General features: G+C 61.2%; 16 protein-coding genes. 9 read left to right on the top strand and 7 right to left on the bottom strand.

The annotated features are described in order from the left end of the window. Positions 1-212: 212 nt before the first annotated feature. The 4 genes from ACCQ08_RS08800 to ACCQ08_RS08785 all read right to left on the bottom strand — a co-directional run bounded on the left by ACCQ08_RS08800 (position 213) and on the right by ACCQ08_RS08785 (position 7,179). Positions 213-2,060 (bottom strand): acyl-CoA dehydrogenase, encoded by a 1,848-nt coding sequence (locus ACCQ08_RS08800; protein WP_373449532.1) that lies wholly within the window; start codon positions 2,058-2,060, stop codon positions 213-215. Position 2,061: 1 nt separating this feature from the next. After that, complete coding sequence (locus ACCQ08_RS08795; RefSeq protein WP_373449531.1) at positions 2,062-3,246, bottom strand: acetyl-CoA C-acyltransferase; 1,185 nt, start codon at positions 3,244-3,246, stop codon at positions 2,062-2,064. Positions 3,247-3,303: 57 nt separating this feature from the next. After that, positions 3,304-5,409: a 3-hydroxyacyl-CoA dehydrogenase NAD-binding domain-containing protein gene (locus ACCQ08_RS08790; protein WP_373449530.1), complete on the bottom strand. Its 2,106-nt coding sequence runs from the start codon at positions 5,407-5,409 to the stop codon at positions 3,304-3,306. Between the two features lie 105 nt (positions 5,410-5,514). Next, positions 5,515-7,179, bottom strand: a complete 1,665-nt coding sequence (locus ACCQ08_RS08785) for a flavin-containing monooxygenase (RefSeq protein WP_373449529.1) — start codon at positions 7,177-7,179, stop codon at positions 5,515-5,517. A 254-nt stretch (positions 7,180-7,433) separates the two neighbouring features. Between ACCQ08_RS08785 and ACCQ08_RS08780 the strand changes: the two genes are divergently transcribed. The 9 genes from ACCQ08_RS08780 to ACCQ08_RS08740 all read left to right on the top strand — a co-directional run bounded on the left by ACCQ08_RS08780 (position 7,434) and on the right by ACCQ08_RS08740 (position 15,861). Further along, a complete protein-coding gene (locus ACCQ08_RS08780) occupies positions 7,434-9,086 on the top strand; it encodes a long-chain fatty acid--CoA ligase (RefSeq protein WP_373449528.1) in 1,653 nt (550 codons plus the stop codon). 97 nt (positions 9,087-9,183) lie between these two features. After that, entirely contained in the window at positions 9,184-10,104 is a 921-nt protein-coding gene (locus ACCQ08_RS08775; RefSeq protein ID WP_373449527.1) for an SMP-30/gluconolactonase/LRE family protein, read from the top strand. 48 nt (positions 10,105-10,152) lie between these two features. Then, complete coding sequence (locus ACCQ08_RS08770; protein ID WP_373449526.1) at positions 10,153-10,905, top strand: SDR family NAD(P)-dependent oxidoreductase; 753 nt, start codon at positions 10,153-10,155, stop codon at positions 10,903-10,905. 14 nt (positions 10,906-10,919) lie between these two features. Further along, positions 10,920-11,693 (top strand): ABC transporter ATP-binding protein, encoded by a 774-nt coding sequence (locus ACCQ08_RS08765; protein ID WP_373449525.1) that lies wholly within the window; start codon positions 10,920-10,922, stop codon positions 11,691-11,693. Continuing rightward, positions 11,686-12,411, top strand: coding sequence for an ABC transporter ATP-binding protein (locus ACCQ08_RS08760; RefSeq protein ID WP_373449524.1), 726 nt, complete (start codon positions 11,686-11,688; stop codon positions 12,409-12,411). Before ACCQ08_RS08765 ends, ACCQ08_RS08760 begins: the two co-directional genes overlap by 8 nt. 17 nt (positions 12,412-12,428) lie before the next feature. Next, entirely contained in the window at positions 12,429-13,310 is an 882-nt protein-coding gene (locus ACCQ08_RS08755) for a branched-chain amino acid ABC transporter permease (RefSeq protein ID WP_021028133.1), read from the top strand. Positions 13,311-13,374: 64 nt separating this feature from the next. Next, positions 13,375-14,388, top strand: a complete 1,014-nt coding sequence (locus ACCQ08_RS08750) for a branched-chain amino acid ABC transporter permease (RefSeq protein ID WP_373449523.1) — start codon at positions 13,375-13,377, stop codon at positions 14,386-14,388. A 2-nt stretch (positions 14,389-14,390) separates the two neighbouring features. Continuing rightward, positions 14,391-15,215, top strand: coding sequence for an SDR family NAD(P)-dependent oxidoreductase (locus tag ACCQ08_RS08745; RefSeq protein WP_373449522.1), 825 nt, complete (start codon positions 14,391-14,393; stop codon positions 15,213-15,215). 439 nt (positions 15,216-15,654) lie between these two features. After that, entirely contained in the window at positions 15,655-15,861 is a 207-nt protein-coding gene (locus tag ACCQ08_RS08740) for a hypothetical protein (RefSeq protein WP_373449521.1), read from the top strand. Positions 15,862-16,304: 443 nt separating this feature from the next. Here ACCQ08_RS08740 and ACCQ08_RS08735 read toward each other — a convergent pair whose 3' ends face one another. The 3 genes from ACCQ08_RS08735 to ACCQ08_RS08725 all read right to left on the bottom strand — a co-directional run bounded on the left by ACCQ08_RS08735 (position 16,305) and on the right by ACCQ08_RS08725 (position 19,399). Beyond that, complete coding sequence (locus ACCQ08_RS08735) at positions 16,305-17,453, bottom strand: hypothetical protein (protein ID WP_373449520.1); 1,149 nt, start codon at positions 17,451-17,453, stop codon at positions 16,305-16,307. Between the two features lie 2 nt (positions 17,454-17,455). Further along, complete coding sequence (locus ACCQ08_RS08730) at positions 17,456-18,121, bottom strand: hypothetical protein (RefSeq protein ID WP_373449519.1); 666 nt, start codon at positions 18,119-18,121, stop codon at positions 17,456-17,458. 270 nt (positions 18,122-18,391) lie between these two features. Beyond that, on the bottom strand, positions 18,392-19,399 hold the full coding sequence (locus ACCQ08_RS08725; RefSeq protein WP_373449518.1) for a nucleoid-associated protein: 1,008 nt from the start codon (positions 19,397-19,399) through the stop codon (positions 18,392-18,394). Between the last annotated feature and the right edge of the window lie 311 nt (positions 19,400-19,710).

Here is a 19,710-nt window from a genome sequence, read left to right as displayed (position 1 = left end):
TGTCCGCGGCGCCACACATTCAGGCGCGCTCGGCGACCGGCAGCAACCAACTTAAGATTGCCATGCTTCTACGCAATCGACGCGTTCGCAAGTCACTATACCCAGCAATCCTCATTCGAGCGAACGAATGGCGCTCAACCCGCCTATAGAAGTTACATCATGCGCTGAAAGGGGCCTCAACACATCCGCCACGAAGACAGATCGTTGCACCCTCAAAACCCCCTCCCCTCCACCTCCAAAAACAACCCTTCCCCCACCATCACCGGCGCCAGCCAGGCCTGTACCAGCGGCAACTCATACGCGTAAAAATAGCGCGCGCAATCGAGCTTGCCCTGCAAAAAGACCTGCTGTCCCGCATCGGCCGCCGCCATGCCCTCATGCGCGTTGACAGCGATATCCAGCCACAGCCAGGCTAGCATGACATGGCCGAAGGCGGTCATGTAGGCGGTGGCGTTGGCAAGGGCCAGTTGGGCGTTGCCGCTGGACCAGGCGGCATCGGTGGCGGCTTGCAGGGTTTCGGTGGCGGTGGCCAGGCGGTCGGCCCAGGGGGCGCATGCGGGGACCGTTTTGGCAGCGGCGACGGTTTGTGCGATCTCAGCCTGCAGCAAGGCCCAGGCGGCGCCGCCGTCCATGCGCAGCTTGCGGCCCAGCAGGTCGAGGGCCTGGATGCCGTGGGTGCCTTCATGGATCATGTTGAGCCGGTTGTCGCGCCAGTGCTGCTCCACAGCGTAGTCGTGCGTGTAGCCGTAGCCGCCCAGCACCTGGATGGCGAGGCTGTTGCCCTCCTGGCACCACTGGCTGGGCCAGCTTTTGGCGATGGGGGTGAGCACCTGCAGCAGCAACTGGGCGGCATCGGCCTGCTGCGGTTGGCCAGCGCGCTGGGTATCGACCAGCTTGGCGCAGTACAGCTGCAGCGCCAGCGCGCCTTCGGCATAGCTTTTTTGCGCCAGCAGCATGCGCTTGACATCGGCATGCTCGGCAATGGGTACCTGGGGCTGCTGCGCGTTCTTCACCACCTTCTGGCCGGCAGCGACCGGGCGGCCCTGCGGGCGCTGGCGGGCATAGTCGCGCGATTGCAGGTAGCCGGCGTAGCCCAGCATCGTGGCGCCCAGCCCCACCTGGATGCGGGCCTCGTTCATCATGTGGAACATGCACTGCAGGCCCGCGCCCTGCGCGCCCACGCGGTAACCAATGGCCCCGCCCTGCTCGCCATAGTGCAGCAAGGTGTTGACGGTGCCCCGGTAGCCGAGCTTGTGGTTCAGCCCGGCCAGTGCAATATCGTTGCGCTCGCCGGTCACCCGGCCTTCGGTATCGACCAAAACCTTGGGCACGATGAACAGCGAGATGCCGCCCACGCCTGCGGGCAGTTGGCCGCTGTCGTCAGGCACCTTGGCAAGCACCAGGTGGACGATGTTCTCGCCCATCGCATGCTCGCCGCCGGAGATCCACATCTTGCGGCCCGTCAGCCGGTAGCGCGGGCCCAGCGGGTCGTCGGCAAAGCCGGCGCCATCGGGCACGGCACGCGTTGTGATGTCCGACAGGCTGGAGCCGGCCTGCGGCTCGCTGAGGTTCATCGTGCCAAAAAAGCGGCCTTGCAGCTGGGGCAGCGCAAAGGCCTTTTGCTGCGCGGGCGTGCCATGGGCCATCAGCAGGCTGGCATTGGCCGCCGTCAGCATTGAGTAGGCCTTGAGGGCGATGCTGGCGGCCGAGACCATGCTGTTGGCCGCCATCTCCACCACACAGGGCAGCTGCATGCCCCCTACCTCGTAGTCGTGCGATGCCGCCAGCATGCCCGATTCGGCATAGGCAGCGCATGCCGCCGGTGTGCAGTCGGGCAGATGCAGCTGCTGTCCGTCAAAATGCGGCTCCTGCTGGTCGACCAGCCGGTTGAAGGGCTCGAACTTGTCGGCGGCCAGGCGCTCGCACAGGTCCAGCACCGCGCCATAGGTCTGGCGGTCGTGGCCGGCATAGCGCGCATGGCGGCTGAGCGCTTCTACCTCCAACCAGTCATAGAGCAAGAAATCCAGGGTCTGGCGGATGCTGGCGTAGTCAAGTTGCATCTCAGGCCACCTCAAACAGCGCAGCGGCCCCCATGCCGCCGCCTACGCACATGGTGGCCACCACATAGCGCACACCCCGGCGCTGGCCTTCCAGCAACGCGTGGCTGGCGATGCGGGCGCCCGTCATGCCATAGGGGTGGCCGATGGAGATGCCGCCGCCGTTGACATTGAAGCGCTCGGGATCGATGCCCAGCTGGTCGCGGCAGTACAGCGCCTGGCAGGCAAAGGCTTCGTTCAGCTCCCACAGGCCGATGTCCTGCACGCCCAGCCCGTGCTGGGCCAGCAGCTTGGGGATCGCATAGATGGGGCCGATGCCCATCTCTTCCGGCGCGCAGCCTGCTACTGCCATGCCCCGGTAGATGCCCAGCACCTCCAGGCCCCGGCGCTCGGCCAGTACCGAATCCATGACCACGCAGGCGGAGGCGCCATCCGACAGCTGGCTGGCATTGCCGGCGGTGATGACGCCGCCCTCGATCACCGGTTGGAGGGCGGCCAGCCCTGCCAGGCTGGTGTCAGGTCGGCTGCCTTCGTCGCGGGCCAGGGTCACGTCCTGCAGGCTGACCTCCTTCGTGAGCTTGTCGGTCACCGCCATCTGGGTGCTGAAGGGCACGATCTCGCGGTCGAACAGGCCGGCGGCCTGGGCGCGCGCGGTGCGCAGCTGCGACTCCAGCGCATAGGCATCCTGCGCCTCGCGGCTGATGCGGTACTGGCGCGCCACATGCTCGGCCGTTTGCAGCATCGGCATATAGGCATGGGCCGCATGGGCGATGACGGCCGGGTCGCGCTCGCGGCTGGCCCATTCCATGTATGGCGTTTGCACGGCGGTGATGTTCTCGCAGCCGCCTGCCACCACCACCTGCATGCCATCGACCAGTACCTGCTTGGCTGCGCTGGCAATCGCCATCAGGCCGGAGGCGCATTGCCGGTCTACCGTCTGGCCCGCCACGCTCATCGGCAGGCCTGCGGCCAGCAAGGCATTGCGTGCCAGGTTCATGCCGGCGGTGCCCCCGGTCAGCACGCAGCCGACGATCACATCGTCCACCTCCGCCGGGTCCACCCCGGCGCGCGCCACCGCGTGCTCGATGGTGTGGCCCATCAGGTGGGGCGAGCGGGTGTGGTTGAGCGAGCCCCTGTAGGCCCGGCCGATGCCCGTGCGGGCGGTGGAAACAATGACGGCGTCTTTCATGGCGGTGCTCCTGGATGCTGATGGGGTTGCGGCGCTGAGGCGCTGGTGCTCAGGCCCTCAGGCCGCTTGCAGGCTGTCAAATCCCTGGCGCTCAGCGGCCAGCCGCTGCAGCAGCGGCGATACGGTCCAGTAGCCATAGCGGTTGCCGCGCGTTGTGGCCTGGTGTTCCAGCCGCTCCACGATCTGCGCCAGGCCGATCTGCTCGGCCATGAACATCGGCCCGCCCCGAAAATCCGGAAAGCCATAACCGGCCGCCCAGACCACATCGATATCGCTGGCGCGGTAGGCAATGCCCTCGTCCAGAATCTTGCAGCCTTCGTTGACCATGCTGTAGAGCAGGCGCTCGACAATCTCCTGCGCCGCAATATCGCTGCGCTGGGCAATGCCATGCGCCTGGGCAAGTTCTGCAGCAATGCGGCCCGCCTCGGGGTCGGGCAGCGCCTGGCGGCCCTCGTAGCGGTAGTAGCCCAGGCCGGTTTTCTGGCCAAAGCGGCCCAGTTCAAACATCTTGCGCACCACTGCGCGGTAGCTGGCATCGGGCGGCAGGCCGCCGGCCTTGCCGCATTCGATGACGGTCTTGGCGCCCACATCGAGCCCGGCCATATCCAGCATGCGGCAAGGGCCCATCGCCAGGCCCAACGCCTGCACCGCCTCATCAATCTGCGCGGGGCTTGCGCCTTCCATCAGCAAAAATTCGGCCTCGCGCAGGTAGACCTCGGCCATGCGGTTGCCAATAAAGCCAAAGCAGACGCCCGATACCACCGGCGTCTTGCCGATCTTGCCGGCCAGGTCGATGACGGTCTTGAGCACCTGCGGGGCGGTGTGCGCGCCGCGCACCACCTCCAGCAAGCGCATGATGTTGGCCGGGCTGAAAAAATGCATGCCCACCACATCGGCTGGCCGCCCAGTGGCCAGGGCCAGCGCATCCACATCCAGGGTCGAGGTATTGCTGGCGATGATGGCGCCGGGTTTGCAGACCTCGCCCAAGCGGCGGCAGACCTGCAGCTTCAGCGCCATGTCCTCAAACACCGCTTCGATCACCAGATCGCAGGGCGCCAGCGCCTGGTCGTCCAGTGAGGTGGTCAGCAAGGCCAGGCGCGCGCTGGCCTGGTCAGCGTCCATGCGGCCCTTGGCCACCTGGGCTTCGTAGGTCGATCGGATCAGCTGCAGCCCACGCTCCAGCCCTGCAGCTGCGGCATCCACCAGCACGGTGCGGATGCCGGCGTTCAAAAAGCACATCGCAATGCCGCTGCCCATGGTGCCGGCCCCCAGAATGCCGACCTGCTCGATCTTGCCGGCCGGCACCTGCCGCTCCAGACCGGGAATCTGCCGGCTGCAGCGCTGCGCAAAAAACAGATGGCGCAGTGCGCGCGACTGCGCCGATGGCAGCAAGCGGTTGAAGGCCTCGGCCTCGGCGCGGGCGCCACTGGCAAAGTCCCCATTCAGTGCCTGCTGCACGCACAGCACGATGGCCTCCTTGGCGGGGTACTGCGGGCTCTTGCGCGCAGCGTCCAGCGCCGCTGCAATGGCCTGCCTGTGCTCGCCGGGCGGGGCAGTTTGCGCGCTCAGGCGGCGCGGCTGGGCGCCGCTGGCCAGAAGCTGGCGGCCAAAGGCCAGGCCGAATGCCAGCGGGTCGCCCTCTTCCACCGCATCGACAATGCCGCTGGCCAGCGCCTCTTGCGCGGGCACCGGGCGGCCGCTCAGCATCAGGTCCAGCGCCAAACTTGCGCCCACCAGGCGTGGCAGGCGCTGGGTTCCGCCTGCGCCGGGCAGAATGCCCAGCTTCACCTCGGGCAGGCCCAGCCTGGTGCCCTGTTGCGCCACGCGATAGTGGCAGGCCAAGGCCAGCTCCATGCCGGCGCCCAGTACCGTGCCATGCAGGGCCACCACCACCGGGCGCGTCTGCGCCTCGATGCGGTTCAGCAGCGCATTGATGGCCTCGGCAGAAAAGGCCGGGTTGTCGAACTCTGCAATGTCCGCGCCCGCGACAAAGGATGGGCCCTCGCAGTAGATCAGCAGCAGCGGCAGCGAGGCATCAGCCTCAAACTGCGCCAGCGCGGCGCTCAGCCCCGTCAGCAGGCGGTGCGAGAACAGGTTCAACGGCGGGTGGGAGATGCAGATACGGCCTATCCCGTCTGCGCTGTGAAAGGTGACGTTGCTCATGGCTGGCAGATCTTGGTGGAAGACAAAAATGCCCCCTGCAGGGTGCAGGCAGGCACAGCGCCTGGATGGCCGCAGGGCCATCCAAGGGTTCGGGGACTGAGGTTATCAGTGCGCGGCGTTTTCCACTGTTGCGCTGGCGTCTGCCGCGCGCTCGCGTTCGCGCGTTTGCGCAAAGTGGTAGCCGCTGAAGCCCTTGTGGATGGCCGCCAGGCAGTGCTCGCGGTACTTCTGAAAGCCTCCGGTAAACATCGTCAGGCCCGGGGCCTTGCCCTGCACGTTAGCGCCCACGTACCAGGTCTTGGCCTTGGACAGCAGGGTGCGCGGCGCCAGCGCATGCACCAGGTCCATCCAGGCCTGTTCCTCTTGCGCGCTCGGCTCGATGCTGCCCAAACCTTGGGCCTGCAGGTAGCGGATGGCGGCAGCCGTCCAGTCCACATCGTTCTCGCTGGTGCGCACCACATTGGCCAGCGCCGAAGGGCCGTTGGGCCCGGTGGTCATGAACAGGTTGGGGAAGCCATGCATCATGATGCCCAGGCACGAGGTCGCGCCCTCCTTCCACTTCTGCTGCACCGTCAGGCCGTCACGCCCTTCCACCTCAAAGGCCAGCAGCGCGCCGGTCAGGCCGTCGTAGCCGGTGGCAAAGATCAGCACATCCAGCTCCACCTCGCCTGACTGCGTGCGCACGCCCTTCTCGGTGATGGACACGATCGGGTCCGTGATGCAGTCGCGCAGATGCACATGGGGCTGGTTGTAGGTTTCGTAGTAGCCGGTGTCCAGGCAGGGGCGGCGCGCAAAGATGGGGTAGCCGCGCGGCTTCAGCGCCTCGGCGGTGGCCGGGTCGTCTACCGCTTCGCCAATCTTGCCGCGCACAAACTCGGCCACTTCCTCATTGGCCTGCTCGTTCTGCATCAGGTCGGCAAAGGTGCCCAGCATCGCCAGGCCGCCTTGCAGCCAGGCATCTTCCAGCAGCGCCCGGCGCTGCGCTGGCGTCACGCTGAAAAACGGGCGGCTCGACTGTGGCCGCACGCCGCCCACATTGCTGTTGCGCGCCAGCTCGCGGATGCCGGCATAGTGGCGCTTGACTTCGGCCACGTACGCGGGCTCCAGCGGCACATTGCGCATCGGCATCGTAAAGCTCGGCGTGCGCTGAAACACGAACAGCTCGCCCGCCTGCTTGCCCACTTCCTGCACGATCTGGATGCCGGTCGATCCGGTGCCGATCACGCCGACCCGCTTGCCGCTGAAATCCACCGGCTCATGCGGCCAGCGCGCCGCACGCAAAATCTGCCCGCCAAAGCGCGCAATGCCTTCAATCTCGGGCTCCTTGGGCACCGACAGCGGACCGGTCGCCATGATGCAGTAGCGCGCCTCATAGCACGCGCCCCGGTTGGTGCGCACCACCCACAGCTGGCGTGCATCGTCCCAGCGGGCGCTGTCGACGCGGGTATTGAACTGGTAGTGCTTGCGCAGGTCCAGCCGCTCGGCGACAAAATTGAAGTAGCGCATCAGCTCGGGCTGCGCGGCAAACTGCTCGGACCAGGTCCATTCCTGCTCGATCTCGGGTGAGAAGGAGAAGCTGTAGTCGATGCTGGGCAGGTCCACCCGCGCGCCGGGGTAGCGGTTCCAGTACCAGACGCCGCCCACATCGCCGCCGGCCTCGAAGGCCTGGATCTTCAGCCCCATCTCCCGGAACTTGTGCACTGCGCACAGACCGCCAAAACCGGCGCCCACGACGACCGCATCCACTTGGTGGATTGTGTGATTGTCCATTGCTCTTTGTCTCCTGCTGGCTGGTGCCGGCCGCCCCGCCACACCGCAGCGGGTCACCGGCTCGATAGGGGATGGCAGGCCGCCTCCGCCTTGTTCTCGCTGCATCATGCCTACTTGCCGACCGGTAAACAACAGGGTTTCCCCGCAAGCGCTTTGGAGGGGACAGGTCCAGGGTAATCCCGGGCTTGCAGCGCTGCTGCGGCTGCTAAACTTTTTACCTGCCGACAGGTATATAAAACAAAACAAGGAGCAACATGCAAGGGCTAATGCAGCAGCGCGCGCTGCGGATTTCCGGCTTGCTGGAACATGCAGCACGCTTTCATCCCCAGGTGGAAGTCGTCTCCCGCACGCCGGATGGTGCGCTCACGCGCTCGAACTGGCTGACCGTGTCCCAGCGCTCGCGGCGCCTGGCCGCTGCCCTGCTGCGCCAGGGCATGGCCAGCGGTGCGCGCATCGCTACCTTGGCTTGGAACACGCACCGCCACCTGGAGCTGTACTACGCCGTATCGGGCGCCGGCGCCGTGCTGCACACCGTCAACCCGCGCCTGTTTGCCGACCAGATCCGCTACATCCTCAACCACGCGGCCGATGACTATGTGTTCTTTGACCTGAGTTTTGCCGGCCTGGTGGCCGAGCTGGCGCCCAGCCTCACAACCGTGAAGGCCTATGTGGCGCTGTGCCAGCCCGGCCAGCTGCCCGCCATGGACCTCCCCGCCCCACTGCTGTGCTACGAGGACCTGGTGGCCCAGGACGCGGGCGATTTTGACTGGCCCGAACTGCCCGAAGACAGCGCCTCCTCGCTGTGCTACACCTCGGGCACCACCGGCAACCCCAAGGGCGTGCTCTACAGCCACCGCTCTACCGTGCTGCATTCCTGGGTGGTCTGCGCTGCCGATGGCCTGGCCTTGCGCGCCCGCGATTGCGTGCTGCTCACCGTGCCGATGTTCCATGTCAATGCCTGGGGCCTGCCCTATGCCAGCGCCATGTGCGGCGCCAAGCTGGTGCTGCCCGGGCCGGATTTGAGTGGCAAGGCGCTGTACCAGCTGATGCGCGAAGAGGGCTGCACCTTCTCGCTGGGCGTTCCCACCGTCTGGATGGGCTTTTTGCAGTATGTGGAAAGCCTGCCTACCGGCGACAAGGATGCGCTGAAGCTCGAACGCATCATGATGGGCGGCTCTGCCGCGCCCCGCGCAATGATCGACCAGTTCGACAGCCTGCTGGGCGTCACCGCCAACCAGGCCTGGGGTATGACCGAGACCAGCCCTGTTGCCACCGTCAGCACCCTGCTGCCCCGGCATGAGGCCCTGGCCCGCGACGCGCGCATTGATGTGCGCGCCCGCCAGGGCCGGCCCATGTATGGCGTGGATGTGGCCATCTTCAATGACGAGGGCCAACAACTGCCGCCCGGCGACCCGGCCCCTGGCGAGCTGCGCGTGCGCGGCCCCTGGGTCATCTCCGCCTATTACGGGCAACACGCTGGCTCGGCGCTGGATGACCATGGCTGGTTCAGCACCGGCGATGTGGCCCGGATCGATGAAGAAGGCTTTGTGCAGATCACCGACCGCGCCAAGGATGTCATCAAGTCCGGCGGCGAATGGATCTCGTCGATCGACATCGAGAACCTGGCGCTGGCCCACCCCGCTGTCAAGGAAGCCGCCGTCATCGGCGTGCACCACGCGCGCTGGCAGGAACGCCCGCTGCTGGTAATAGTGCGCAAGCCCGGCACCGATGTGAGCGGCCAGGACGTGCTGGACTTCATGAAGGACCGGCTGGCGCGCTGGTGGCTGCCCGATGCGGTGGAGTTTGTCAATGAGCTGCCCCACACGGCCACCGGCAAGCTGCTCAAGACCCGGCTGCGCGAGCAGTTCAAAGGCTACCAGCTGCCGGCGGCAACAGCCGCCCACTAACTAAAACACCCGCCCGGTACGCGCACGGCCCCACCAGAAAAGGCCGGCGCAGCCGCAGCAGCCAGGCCCCGTTGGCTGCCGCACCAGGAGACAAGACATGAACGCCCTCACCGCGCAGGCGCTGGCCGCGCGCATCCATCCTCTGCTGCCCCAGCGCGATCTGCTGGGCGAATGCCCGCTGTGGGATGTGGCCACGCAATCGCTGTACTGGATTGATGGCCGCGCCCAGTTGGTACACCGCTACTGGCCGGCAGATGGCCGCCAGCAGCAGTGGGCGCTGCATGCCCATATCGGCTCGATGGCGCTGTGCCGCAGCGGGCGCCTGCTGCTGGCACTGGAGGATGACTTCCATTTTCTGGACCCGGACAGCGGCCAGACCACGCCGATGGGCGTGCAGGTGCAGCACAGCGCAGAGCGCATGCGTTTGAACGACGGGCGTTGCGACCGGGGCGGCCGCTTTGTGGTGGGCTCGATGAGCATGACGCCGCAGTCGCCCACCGGCAAGCTTTACCAGCTGAGCGGCGATGGCCGCCTGCGTGAGCTGGACCAGGGTTTTCAGGTCGCGAACGCCACCTGCTTCAGCCCCAATGGCCGCTGGCTCTACTTTGCCGACAGCCCGGCGCGCCAGATCTGGCGCTATGCCTATGACCCGGCCACCGGCGCCTGCGGTGCGCGTGAGGCCTTTATCGACACCGCCGCGCTGGGCCTGGCACCCGATGGCGCCACGGTCGATGCCCAGGGCCATCTCTGGGTGGCCATGGTGCTGAACGGCCAGCTGGCCCGCTTTACGCCCAATGGCAAGCTGGCGGCCACGGTGGATTTCCCCGCCGATGCCTACGTCACCTGCCCGGCCTTTGGCGGCCCGGCGCTGCAGACCCTCTACCTCACCTCGATCAGCAACAGCGGCAACCTGCTGCGCTCCAGCCACCCGGATGCGGGGGCCGTCTTCGTCATCGACGGCCTGGCGGCGACAGGGTTGGAAGAAGCGCGTTTTGACGACAGCCAGAGCCCCCGCTGAGACCGGCGCGGCGAACCCCATTTTTATTGAGACCAGGAGACAAACACCATGACACAACGCTTTGCAGGCAAGGTCGCACTCGTGACCGGCGGCGCACAGGGCATCGGCCGCGCCATCGTCCAAGCCATCGCTGATGAAGGCGGCAGCGTCGGCATTCTGGACCGCGCCGAGGACAAGGCCGCCAAGGTGGCCGCAGCCATCGTGGCCCAGGGCGGCCGCGCCCATGCCTATGGCGGCAATGTGGCCGACCGCGACAGCTTCCGCAGCGCGATTGCCGATCTGAAGCAGCGCTACGGCCGCTTCGACATCCTGGTCAACAACGCCATCTGGGTGCGCTACGGCCCGATTGCCGACATCACGCCCGAAGCGCTGCAGCGCATGGTGGGCACCGGCTTCAACTCCATCGTCTGGGGCATCCAGACGGCAGCCGAAGCCATGGACGACGGCGGCAGCATCGTCAACATCGCCTCGGCGGCCGCCTTTATCGGCATGCCCCAGGGCATGGTGTATTGCGGCGTCAAGGCCGGGGCGCTGGGCCTGTCGCGCGCGGCAGCGGCAGAGCTGGGGCCACGCGGCATCCGCGTCAACTCAGTCTGCCCCGGCTCCATCCCGACCGAAGGCGTGGGCATCAATGTCGATGCAGAAAAAGTGCGCCTGCGCATCGCCAAGACGCCGATGGGGCGCCTGGGTACGGTGCAGGACATTGCCCGCGCCGCCTGCTTTTTCGCGTCTGACGACAGCCGCTTTGTCACCGGCGAATCGATGCTGGTCGACGGCGGCGCCACCCAGTCCTTCATCTGACCGGAGGCGCCGCGATGACTGCTCCCCCCGAGGCCGATGCCCCCATCCTGGAAGCGCGCCAGCTCTGCCGCCAGTTCAGCGGCTTCTATGCCGTCAAGGACGTGAACCTTAAGGTCAAGCGCCATTCGGTGCATGCGCTGATAGGCCCCAATGGTGCCGGCAAGACCACCTGCTTCAACCTGCTGACCACTTTCCTGCGACCCAGCTCGGGCCAGGTGCTGTTCAACGGGCGTGATATCTCGCGCAGCGACCCGGCCAGCGTGTCGGCGCTGGGTCTGGTGCGCTCGTTCCAGATTGCGGCCGTCTTCAGCCACATGACGGTGCTGGAGAACGTGCGCATTGCGCTGCAGCGCAAGACCGGCGGCACCTTCACGTTCTGGCGCTCGGTCAAGGTGCTGAGCGCGCTGGACGAGCGCGCGATGGACCTGTTGGGCAGCGTGGGCCTGACGCGCTGGAAAAACGTCAAGGCTTGCGACCTGCCCTATGGCCGCAAGCGCGTGCTGGAGCTGGTCACCACCATCGCGATGGAGCCCGAAATGATCCTGCTGGACGAGCCCATGGCGGGCCTGGGCCATGAGGACATCTGGCCGGTGGTGGAGCTGATCCGCAAGGTAGCGCAGGGGCGCACCGTGCTGATGGTCGAGCACAACATGAAGGTGATATCGCAGCTGTGCGAAACCGTCACCGTGCTGCAGGCCGGCCAGGTGCTGGCCGAAGGCAGCTATGACGAGGTATCGCGCGACCCCAGGGTCATTGAAGCCTATGTCGGAGGGGCCGCCCATGCCTGAGAACAACAACACCGCACCGCGCCAGATGCTGCAGGTGCAGAACCTGCGCGCCTGGTATGGCGAAACCCTGGCGCTCGACGGCATCGACCTGCATGTCGGCGAAGGCGAGGTCGTCTGCCTGCTGGGCCGCAATGGCGCCGGCAAGACGACCACCTTGCGCGCCATCATGGGCCTGCTCAAAAAGCGTGAGGGCCGGATCAGCATCCAGGGCAAGCCTACCGAAGGCCTGCCGCCCGAAGCCATTGCCCACCTGGGCGTCGCCTATTGCCCGGAGGAGCGCGGCATTTTTGCCAGTCTCAGCACCGAAGAAAACCTGATGCTTCCGCCCGTTCTGCACCCCGGCGGGCTGACGGTGGAGGAGATCTACCAGGTCTTCCCCAACCTGCAAGCGCGCCGCAAGAGCCCGGGCACCCGCCTGTCGGGTGGTGAGCAGCAGATGCTGGCCATTGCCCGCATTCTGCGCACCGGCGCACGCCTGCTGCTGCTCGACGAGGCCACCGAAGGGCTGGCACCGGTCATCGTGCAGAAGATCGGCCAGACGCTGGAGATGATCCGCGCGCGCGGCTACACGGTGCTGATGGTGGAGCAGAACTTCCGCTTTGCCGCATCGGTGGCCGACCGCTTCTACGTGATCGAGGAAGGGCGCGTGGCCAGCCACTTTCACCGCGCCGAGCTGGAAACGCGGCGCGACGAGATCGAAGCACTGCTGGGACTGTGACAGGCGGAGACAACACTATGGATACTCTTTTCGGAATTCCGACAGCCGCGCTGATCGGCCAGCTCGTGGTGGGCCTCATCAATGGCTCGTTCTACGCGCTGATGAGCCTGGGCCTGTCAATCATCTTCGGCCTGCTGCATGTGGTGAACTTTGCCCACGGCGCGCAGTACATGCTGGGCGCCTTTGTGGCCTGGGGCCTGCTGCACTACCTGGGGCTGAGCTACTGGTGGGCGCTGATCCTGGCGCCGCTGGTGGTGGCGGCCTTCGGCATCCTGCTGGAGCGCACCATGCTGCGCCACCTCTATGCGGTAGACCATGTCTACGCGCTGCTGCTCACCTTCGGCATCTCCATCCTGATGGAGGGCGCCTTCCGGCTGTGGTTTGGCGTCAGCGGCCAGCCCTACCCCAACCCGCTGCAAGGCGGCATCGATGTGGGCCTGAGCTTTTTGCCGATGTACCGCGTCTGGGTGATCCTGGCGGGCCTGGCGGTCTGCCTGGTGACCTGGTACTTCATCGAAAAAACCAAGCTGGGCGCCTACCTGCGCGCCGCCAACGAGAACACGCCCCTGGTGCGCACCTTTGGTATCAATGTGCCGCGCATGCTGACCCTGACCTATGCGCTGGGCGTGGGCCTGGCCGGCTTCAGCGGCGTGATGGCCGCACCCATCTACCAGGTCAGCCCGCTGATGGGCTCCAACCTGATGATCATCGTCTTTGCCGTGGTCGTCATCGGCGGCATGGGCTCGATCATGGGATCGATCATCACCGGCTTTGCGCTGGGCGCCATCGAGGGCCTGACCCGCGTCATCTACCCCGAAGGCGCCGGCGTGGTCATCTTCATCGTGATGATCATCGTGCTGGCTGTGCGCCCCAACGGCCTGTTTGGCAGAGCGCACTGATGCGCCCGCACCGCCCTGCCCCCTGGGTCTCCACCCAAGCTCTTGTCTTTCCCAAGGATTGAACATGCATTTCTTCTCACAACGCACCAACACCATCTTGCTGGTGCTGGCGCTGGTGGCCCTGCTGCTGGCGCCGCTGGTGGCCTACCCGGTCTTTCTGATCAAGCTGATGTGCTACGCGCTGCTGGCCGCATCGGTCAACCTGCTGATGGGTTACGCCGGCCTGCTGTCCTTTGGCCATGCCATGTTTTTTGGCACGGCCGGCTATGCGGCCGCGCATGCCATCAAGGTCTGGGGTTGGGACGGCTCGGCCGCCATCCTGCTGGCCATGCTTTGCGCCATGGCCGTGGCCGTGGTCACCGGGCTGCTGGCCATCCGCCGCCACGGCATCTACTTCTCGATGATCACCCTGGCCTTCTCCCAGGTCATCTACTTCTTTGCGCTGCGCCTGCCCTTTACCGGTGGTGAGGACGGCATCCAGAACGTGCCCCGGCCGGAGGTGTTTGGCTTTATCTCGCTGGACGACAACACCACGCTGTATTACTTTGCCGCCACCCTGGTCGCCGCCGCCTTCTGGCTCATCTACCGCATCGTCTACTCGCCCTTCGGCCAGGTGCTGCGCGCCATCCGCGACAGCGAGGCGCGCGCCCAGTCGCTGGGCTACCAGGTGCTGCGCTACAAGCTGGTGATCTTTGTGCTGTCGGCCGCGCTCGCCGGCCTGGCCGGTGCGCTCAAGGTCATCACCTTCCAGCTGGCCACCCTCAACGATGTGAACTGGACCACCTCGGGCGAGGCGCTGCTCATCTGCATCGTCGGCGGCCTGCAGACCTTGCTGGGCCCCGTCATTGGCGCGGCCATCATCGTCAGCATGCAGAACTACCTGGTCGCCATGGCCGAGTGGGTGCTGATCATCCAAGGCCTTGTCTTTGTCGTCGTCGTGATGCTGTTCCGCAAGGGCATCATCGGCCAGCTCTACGCCTGGCTGGAAACCCGCCAGGCGCGCCAGGCGGCACCACAGCTGGAAGCCCAAAGCCAAGCCGAACGCCAGAGCCGCAGCCAGACCAGCCAAGGAGCATAAGCATGAGCGATCCAACATCCGTACCCACGCAAGCCCCTGTTCAGCCCCAGGCCCCCAGCCATTTCCCCGAGACGCCCGGCTTGCTGCAAGGCCGCCTTGCCCTTATCACCGGCGCAGCCAGCGGCATTGGCCAGGCCATTGCGATCAGCTTTGCCAAGGCCGGCGCCCGCGTCATCGTGACCGATCTGGACACTGCGCGCTGCGCCGACACCCTGGCCCAGGTAAAAGCCGCAGGCGTAGAGGGCTGGGCCTTTGCACTGGATGTGACTGATCTGGAGGCCTGCCAGGCGCTGGCCGCCCGCATCGGCAGCGACATCGGCCCGGTGGACACCCTCGTCAACAATGCCGGCCTGCTGATCCGCGAAGGCATCGACCACCCCCAGGCATCGCGCCACCTGCGCCAGGTCATCGATGTGAACGTCTTTGGCCTCTACAACATGGTGCAGTCCTGGCTGCCCGCGCTGCGCACCACGCGCGGCTGCATCCTCAACATCGCCTCCGGCGCGGCCTTTATCGCCCAGGGCAACGCCATGGGCTACTCCGCCTCCAAGGGCGCCGTCAAAATGGCCACCCAGACCTTGGCGCTGGACCTGGGCCGCGACGGCATCCGCGTCAACGCCCTGGCCCCCGGCGTCATCCACACCCCCATGACCGAAGCCACCCGCAACAACCCGCAGCGCCTGCAAGGCTTTATCCAGCGGACACCTGCCGGGCGCATTGGTGTGCCGCAGGAGCTGGCCGGGCCGGCGGTGTTTTTGGTGTCGGTGTTGGCTAGTTATGTGAATGGGGTGACGTTGCCGGTGGATGGGGGGACGCTGGCGGTTTAGGGGGGAAGTTGATGGGGGCGATAAGGGTTTAGTTGGTCGCGGTCTGCAATGGATTCTGAAATTGGCAGTGAGTTAGGACGGGAGCTTGCACGAAGTTGGGTCGTTAAGGCTCCAAATCTCCTTTTTCTCAGTTTTGCACTTCGTGCAGTTCTAGTCGCTAGGTTCTAAGTTTCGGGAGTGACTGGGTAGCGTCTATTAGCGCCGATAGTTGGCCTATTCAGGACGTCAAAGGGCTGATATGCAGCGATTGCAGCCGGCCGAGGCTATCTCGCTGGCTGGCCGCTGATGGCCAAAAAGCGGTTACTGGCTTGTGACCGCATCGGGGTATCCAAGGCGTTTTTTTGAACCGATCACCCAACAGATGCGAGCTTCATTTACCATAGACCTAGGCAGTACAAAGGCCCGCCAGTCATCAACCACAAAGCTAGGACATATCTTCATGAAAAATGTAAATTGGCATCTTTTTCAAGCAACATGCACGTTGCTTGCACCTCAACTGACGAATGTGCCAACACAAAAGGCGCTTGCCGACGAAACAGCACGGCGGTTTCGCAATCTCTATTTCAGTCTTCATGAAATTGCTCAGGAGATCGAAAGCGAGGTGGCTTCCGGCGAAACAATTATCCCACCCATCTCAGAGGATTGAGGAATCTCGAGGCACATATATTAAATCATTTCTAATAGGGAAATCATTTAATCGAAAATATGGCCTAGTTGCACATCCACCTAGGCCCTACTTATAAATTGCGACCTCTATTTAAAATAGGCCAAGCTCAATGTTGTCTTTTTCGTGCTGCGAATTGGCCGAGAGCCTTTCTCTATCGTCGCCAGCATTTCATACTGCCGCTTCAACCTAAAATTGAAGAAAGCACTATCATGGGAGGTGCCTAGACGCGGGACGAAAAAATACCGTTTAGTATGCCCTCGTCACTGACATTATGGTGGCACGGGCCACCACGAGCGGATGGAGAGAAGACAGGAGTCAGAGGCTGGCGCTGTTCCAGAGCTCTTTACTAGCAGGGCTTGGAACATGAGCTGTCAAGCGCGCCGATCTTCTTTACTCTTTTAACAAGTGGTACTAGCCGTGCCTTAAGCTAAAGGAGCTGCAGGCATACGCTCAGAGAGTGTCAGTTCAAATTTTTCCTCAATCATAGATCTAAGAGCATGCTGCACAGTGAAATTAATCTCTTTCCTCGCATCGGCATTCGGTGCATCGTTATAGGACCAGCGCAAACATGCAAAGGTCAGTTCGGATTTTTCCCCAATTATTCTCGAGCCACTAAAGAAAAATGAAACGTGGCAATGACCACTATTAGCTGTCACGTTGAAGGGGAATGTCACATTCATCCGAGTAATATAATAATGCTTATAGTATTTTTCATCATTAATTAGAAAAATATCATTTAGGCGCTCGCCATCCACATTAAGACGTCGAACAGTTTGCTTCATCCAAGAAACCTCTAAATCATCCGGAAGTGCAGGACCATCAGGATCAAGGCAGATTTCAATATCCCCAACGCTTCCGGCTGACAAGCAACTGCCATGCCCCGCAGTCAAACGTTTAAAGTAACGCACTCTCTCTTCGTTATCAAACGACCCAAAAGATACGGATACAGCCTCATCGGACGTTGCGACACCTGCATTATGAAGAATTTTAGAGACGCGAGAAGTTAGTTTTTTATTAATTACGTCGGTTTCTTTAGAGGAATGAGTTGAAATAAAATCGAGCTTTAATTTATCATCGATTTTCTCTAGTACGACTTGGCCATCAAATGTTAGCTCACGCTCAATCCAATCTTTACTAATATCCTGCCTGCAAATCTGATACGAGATTTGCACTCTATCTGCACCACGGACCACAAGAGATGGGTTTCTTGTAAATACTATTCCTGAATCATCACGGGTAGGATTAAAGGATGCATCAAATAGATCTTTCTTTAAAACAGCAATCCAATCGACATCATTTCCAACGAGAGCTAGTCCAGCCACCTTTACCTTAGGTTGAGACTCCCGATTAACACTCGCCTCGATGAGACGAGTAAAATTATCAGGAGTTAAAAGAGTGGATGATAACAGGGGAACCGTTATAGATTTATCTGAGTTCCCAACAAAAACCCCTTTCTCCTTTAAAGTCGAATGAACCTCTCCATAGCTAAGATGGTCGCTGTTGAGAAGAATGCGGAGATCAGAACCACAAACAATTGTTGAATTCAAGTCAATTACACGCCCCACTATCATGGTCAATTCTCCTCAAGTAGAGACAGGATGGAACGATTAAAAGAGAAAGGCTCTATCTTCTCGTCACGCTCCGAAAAAGCAAGCCTCGCTCTCTCAGCCTCAGGGGCATCTGTCGCTGCGTTGTAATCAGGCAATCCTATCTTGATCGTTGAAACAAGGCCTAGGCTAAATTTCAAACCATACGCCATCAACTTCTTATAAGAGTTTCCATCAAATGCTTGATTAGCATAAATTAGCAACTCACTCCTCTCACCTTCGCGAGTCAAAATTGGTACAACATCGGATGCAATGATTTCCAAAGGCAAAAATGTTCTAGTTCTTGACTCATCGACCGTCAACGCAGTGCCTATGCTTGGAAAATAGAAACTCCAAGATTCGCATCGCATTTTGACATCATCCAAAATTTTCAACAAGAAGCCTGCACGACCCGCATCTATTAGGTAGACTGGTATATCGGACTCTTGTTCCAGGCGCATCTTAGAGAGGACTGGCTTTATATCTCTATCTATGCTATTTGAGTCATTGTGCACCCATATTAATAGCCCGGAATGAAATGTATTTTTTCGGCCTTTGAAATGTGTTAATGCTTCAGCGACCTCCTGACTATAAATTGCACACTCCATAATCTCATGAAGCTCGGCCAAATGCTCTTTAAATTCACGACGCAAGGATGCCTCCGATGTCGGATAAGCGCCCAATTTATTTTTTACAGATACATGAACAATGTCTGTTCTAGCATCGTGAAAAGGATTATTGTAGAAAAAAACCCTATCTTCCCCGTGAGATGTACGCTGATTTCCTCTCTCATTAACATGCGTCCGTGTATTACACGGTATAGGGATATTTTTTTAAGCTTGCCGCCCATCCAATCTTGTGCAGCAAACCGCCTGCAATTTTTTCACCGATTTCACCAGAAGTTTTTGATTTTTCACCCGCCATCAGTTTCCCTCCGAAATAATGTCAATTACCGCACGATAGCCGTTTTTCGTTTTGATAAGCGAAAAATTTTCCATCCGCACCCTTGCATCTGATATGGAAAGCGTAATGCCATCTGTTAACGGATATTGATGCAAGATATTTTTTGTTTGCTTACCCAAAAGCTCGCACTCCATCTCACTTTCCACAATAGAGAATCCTGATCGCTCCTCCAACTGCTGAGTAAGTTGTGCAACTTGATCCTTTTCTAGGTAGCGCTCTGTTGCCTCCGATATATCTTTATAGCGAACTGAATCCCCTGCAGAGAAGATGTCAACTAGGTCTCTTCTTAAAGAAACTCCTGATTCAAAATCAATTCTGGAACATACCTGCTTGACAAATTCAGCAACCACTTTCGTTGTAGAGGAATTTGTTTGGCGAGGGCGTGCCTTTAGAAAATCCTCGACCCAGTATTTTGTGTGCTGCCCCCCCGACTCCTTAACAAAAAGTTTGAGATCATCATCAACAATGAGAACGCCCTTCTGAATATTATTGAGAGAAATTCCATTAATCCCAACAAGATTCAAGGAATCATTTTTTGCCTCAATATCAAGAAAAACTTCTCGCTGCTCAATTTTATACAAGCCTAATGCTAAAGAAGATCTTTGATCCTTTCGCACATCTTGAAATAATATTGCAATGAATTCCCCATTGAGGATGCTAGGGTGCGTTGAAACCGAATACAGATGCTTTGCAATACTCTGACTTAAATCTAAAAAATTTTCTGGACTATCAAAAACCTTGCGAGCAAAACTGCTTATCGCGTTTAAGCTTATATCGGATTCATGATAGAAAGAAAATTCCTGTCCACTCTTCACGAGAGGGGACAGATAGCTTCTTAACAAAGCTCCATGCAGTTCTGCAGTGCCCTGCACCTCTTGCGAGGAGAGCTTGCAACCTTCTTCGCGTAGTCGGTTACCGATCCGATGAACGGCACAATGAGTTATACGGGACGAACTTATGTCGTACATCAACCTCTCCAAATATATTGCTCCATCAGAGCGAATGAATGTAGCCGCGTATAGGTAGGCCAACGCCTAGCGAGCTGGGCCATTGATGTAGTGTGACCGAAGTAGTGCCCTCTGGTGACTAATCCTGCTTACTGCTGATATGCACTCAAGGCCAAAGAACAATACGATTCACCCACAAGCATACAGAAAGTTACAGCCATTCCTAAGCTCAATTTGAGTCAGGCCTGATTTGGCAGGATATGCGTCTAAACAAGCTCCCCGGCCTTGCTGGTATGCAGGGGGGCAACCATGGTGCAACCCAAGGGGCCGCG

Source organism: Comamonas sp. SY3 (assembly GCF_041730275.1).
In the GTDB taxonomy this organism is placed as follows: domain Bacteria; phylum Pseudomonadota; class Gammaproteobacteria; order Burkholderiales; family Burkholderiaceae_C; genus Comamonas; species Comamonas sediminis.
Note: the sequence above shows the minus strand (reverse complement) of the source record. Positions and strands in the feature narration are given on the sequence as shown.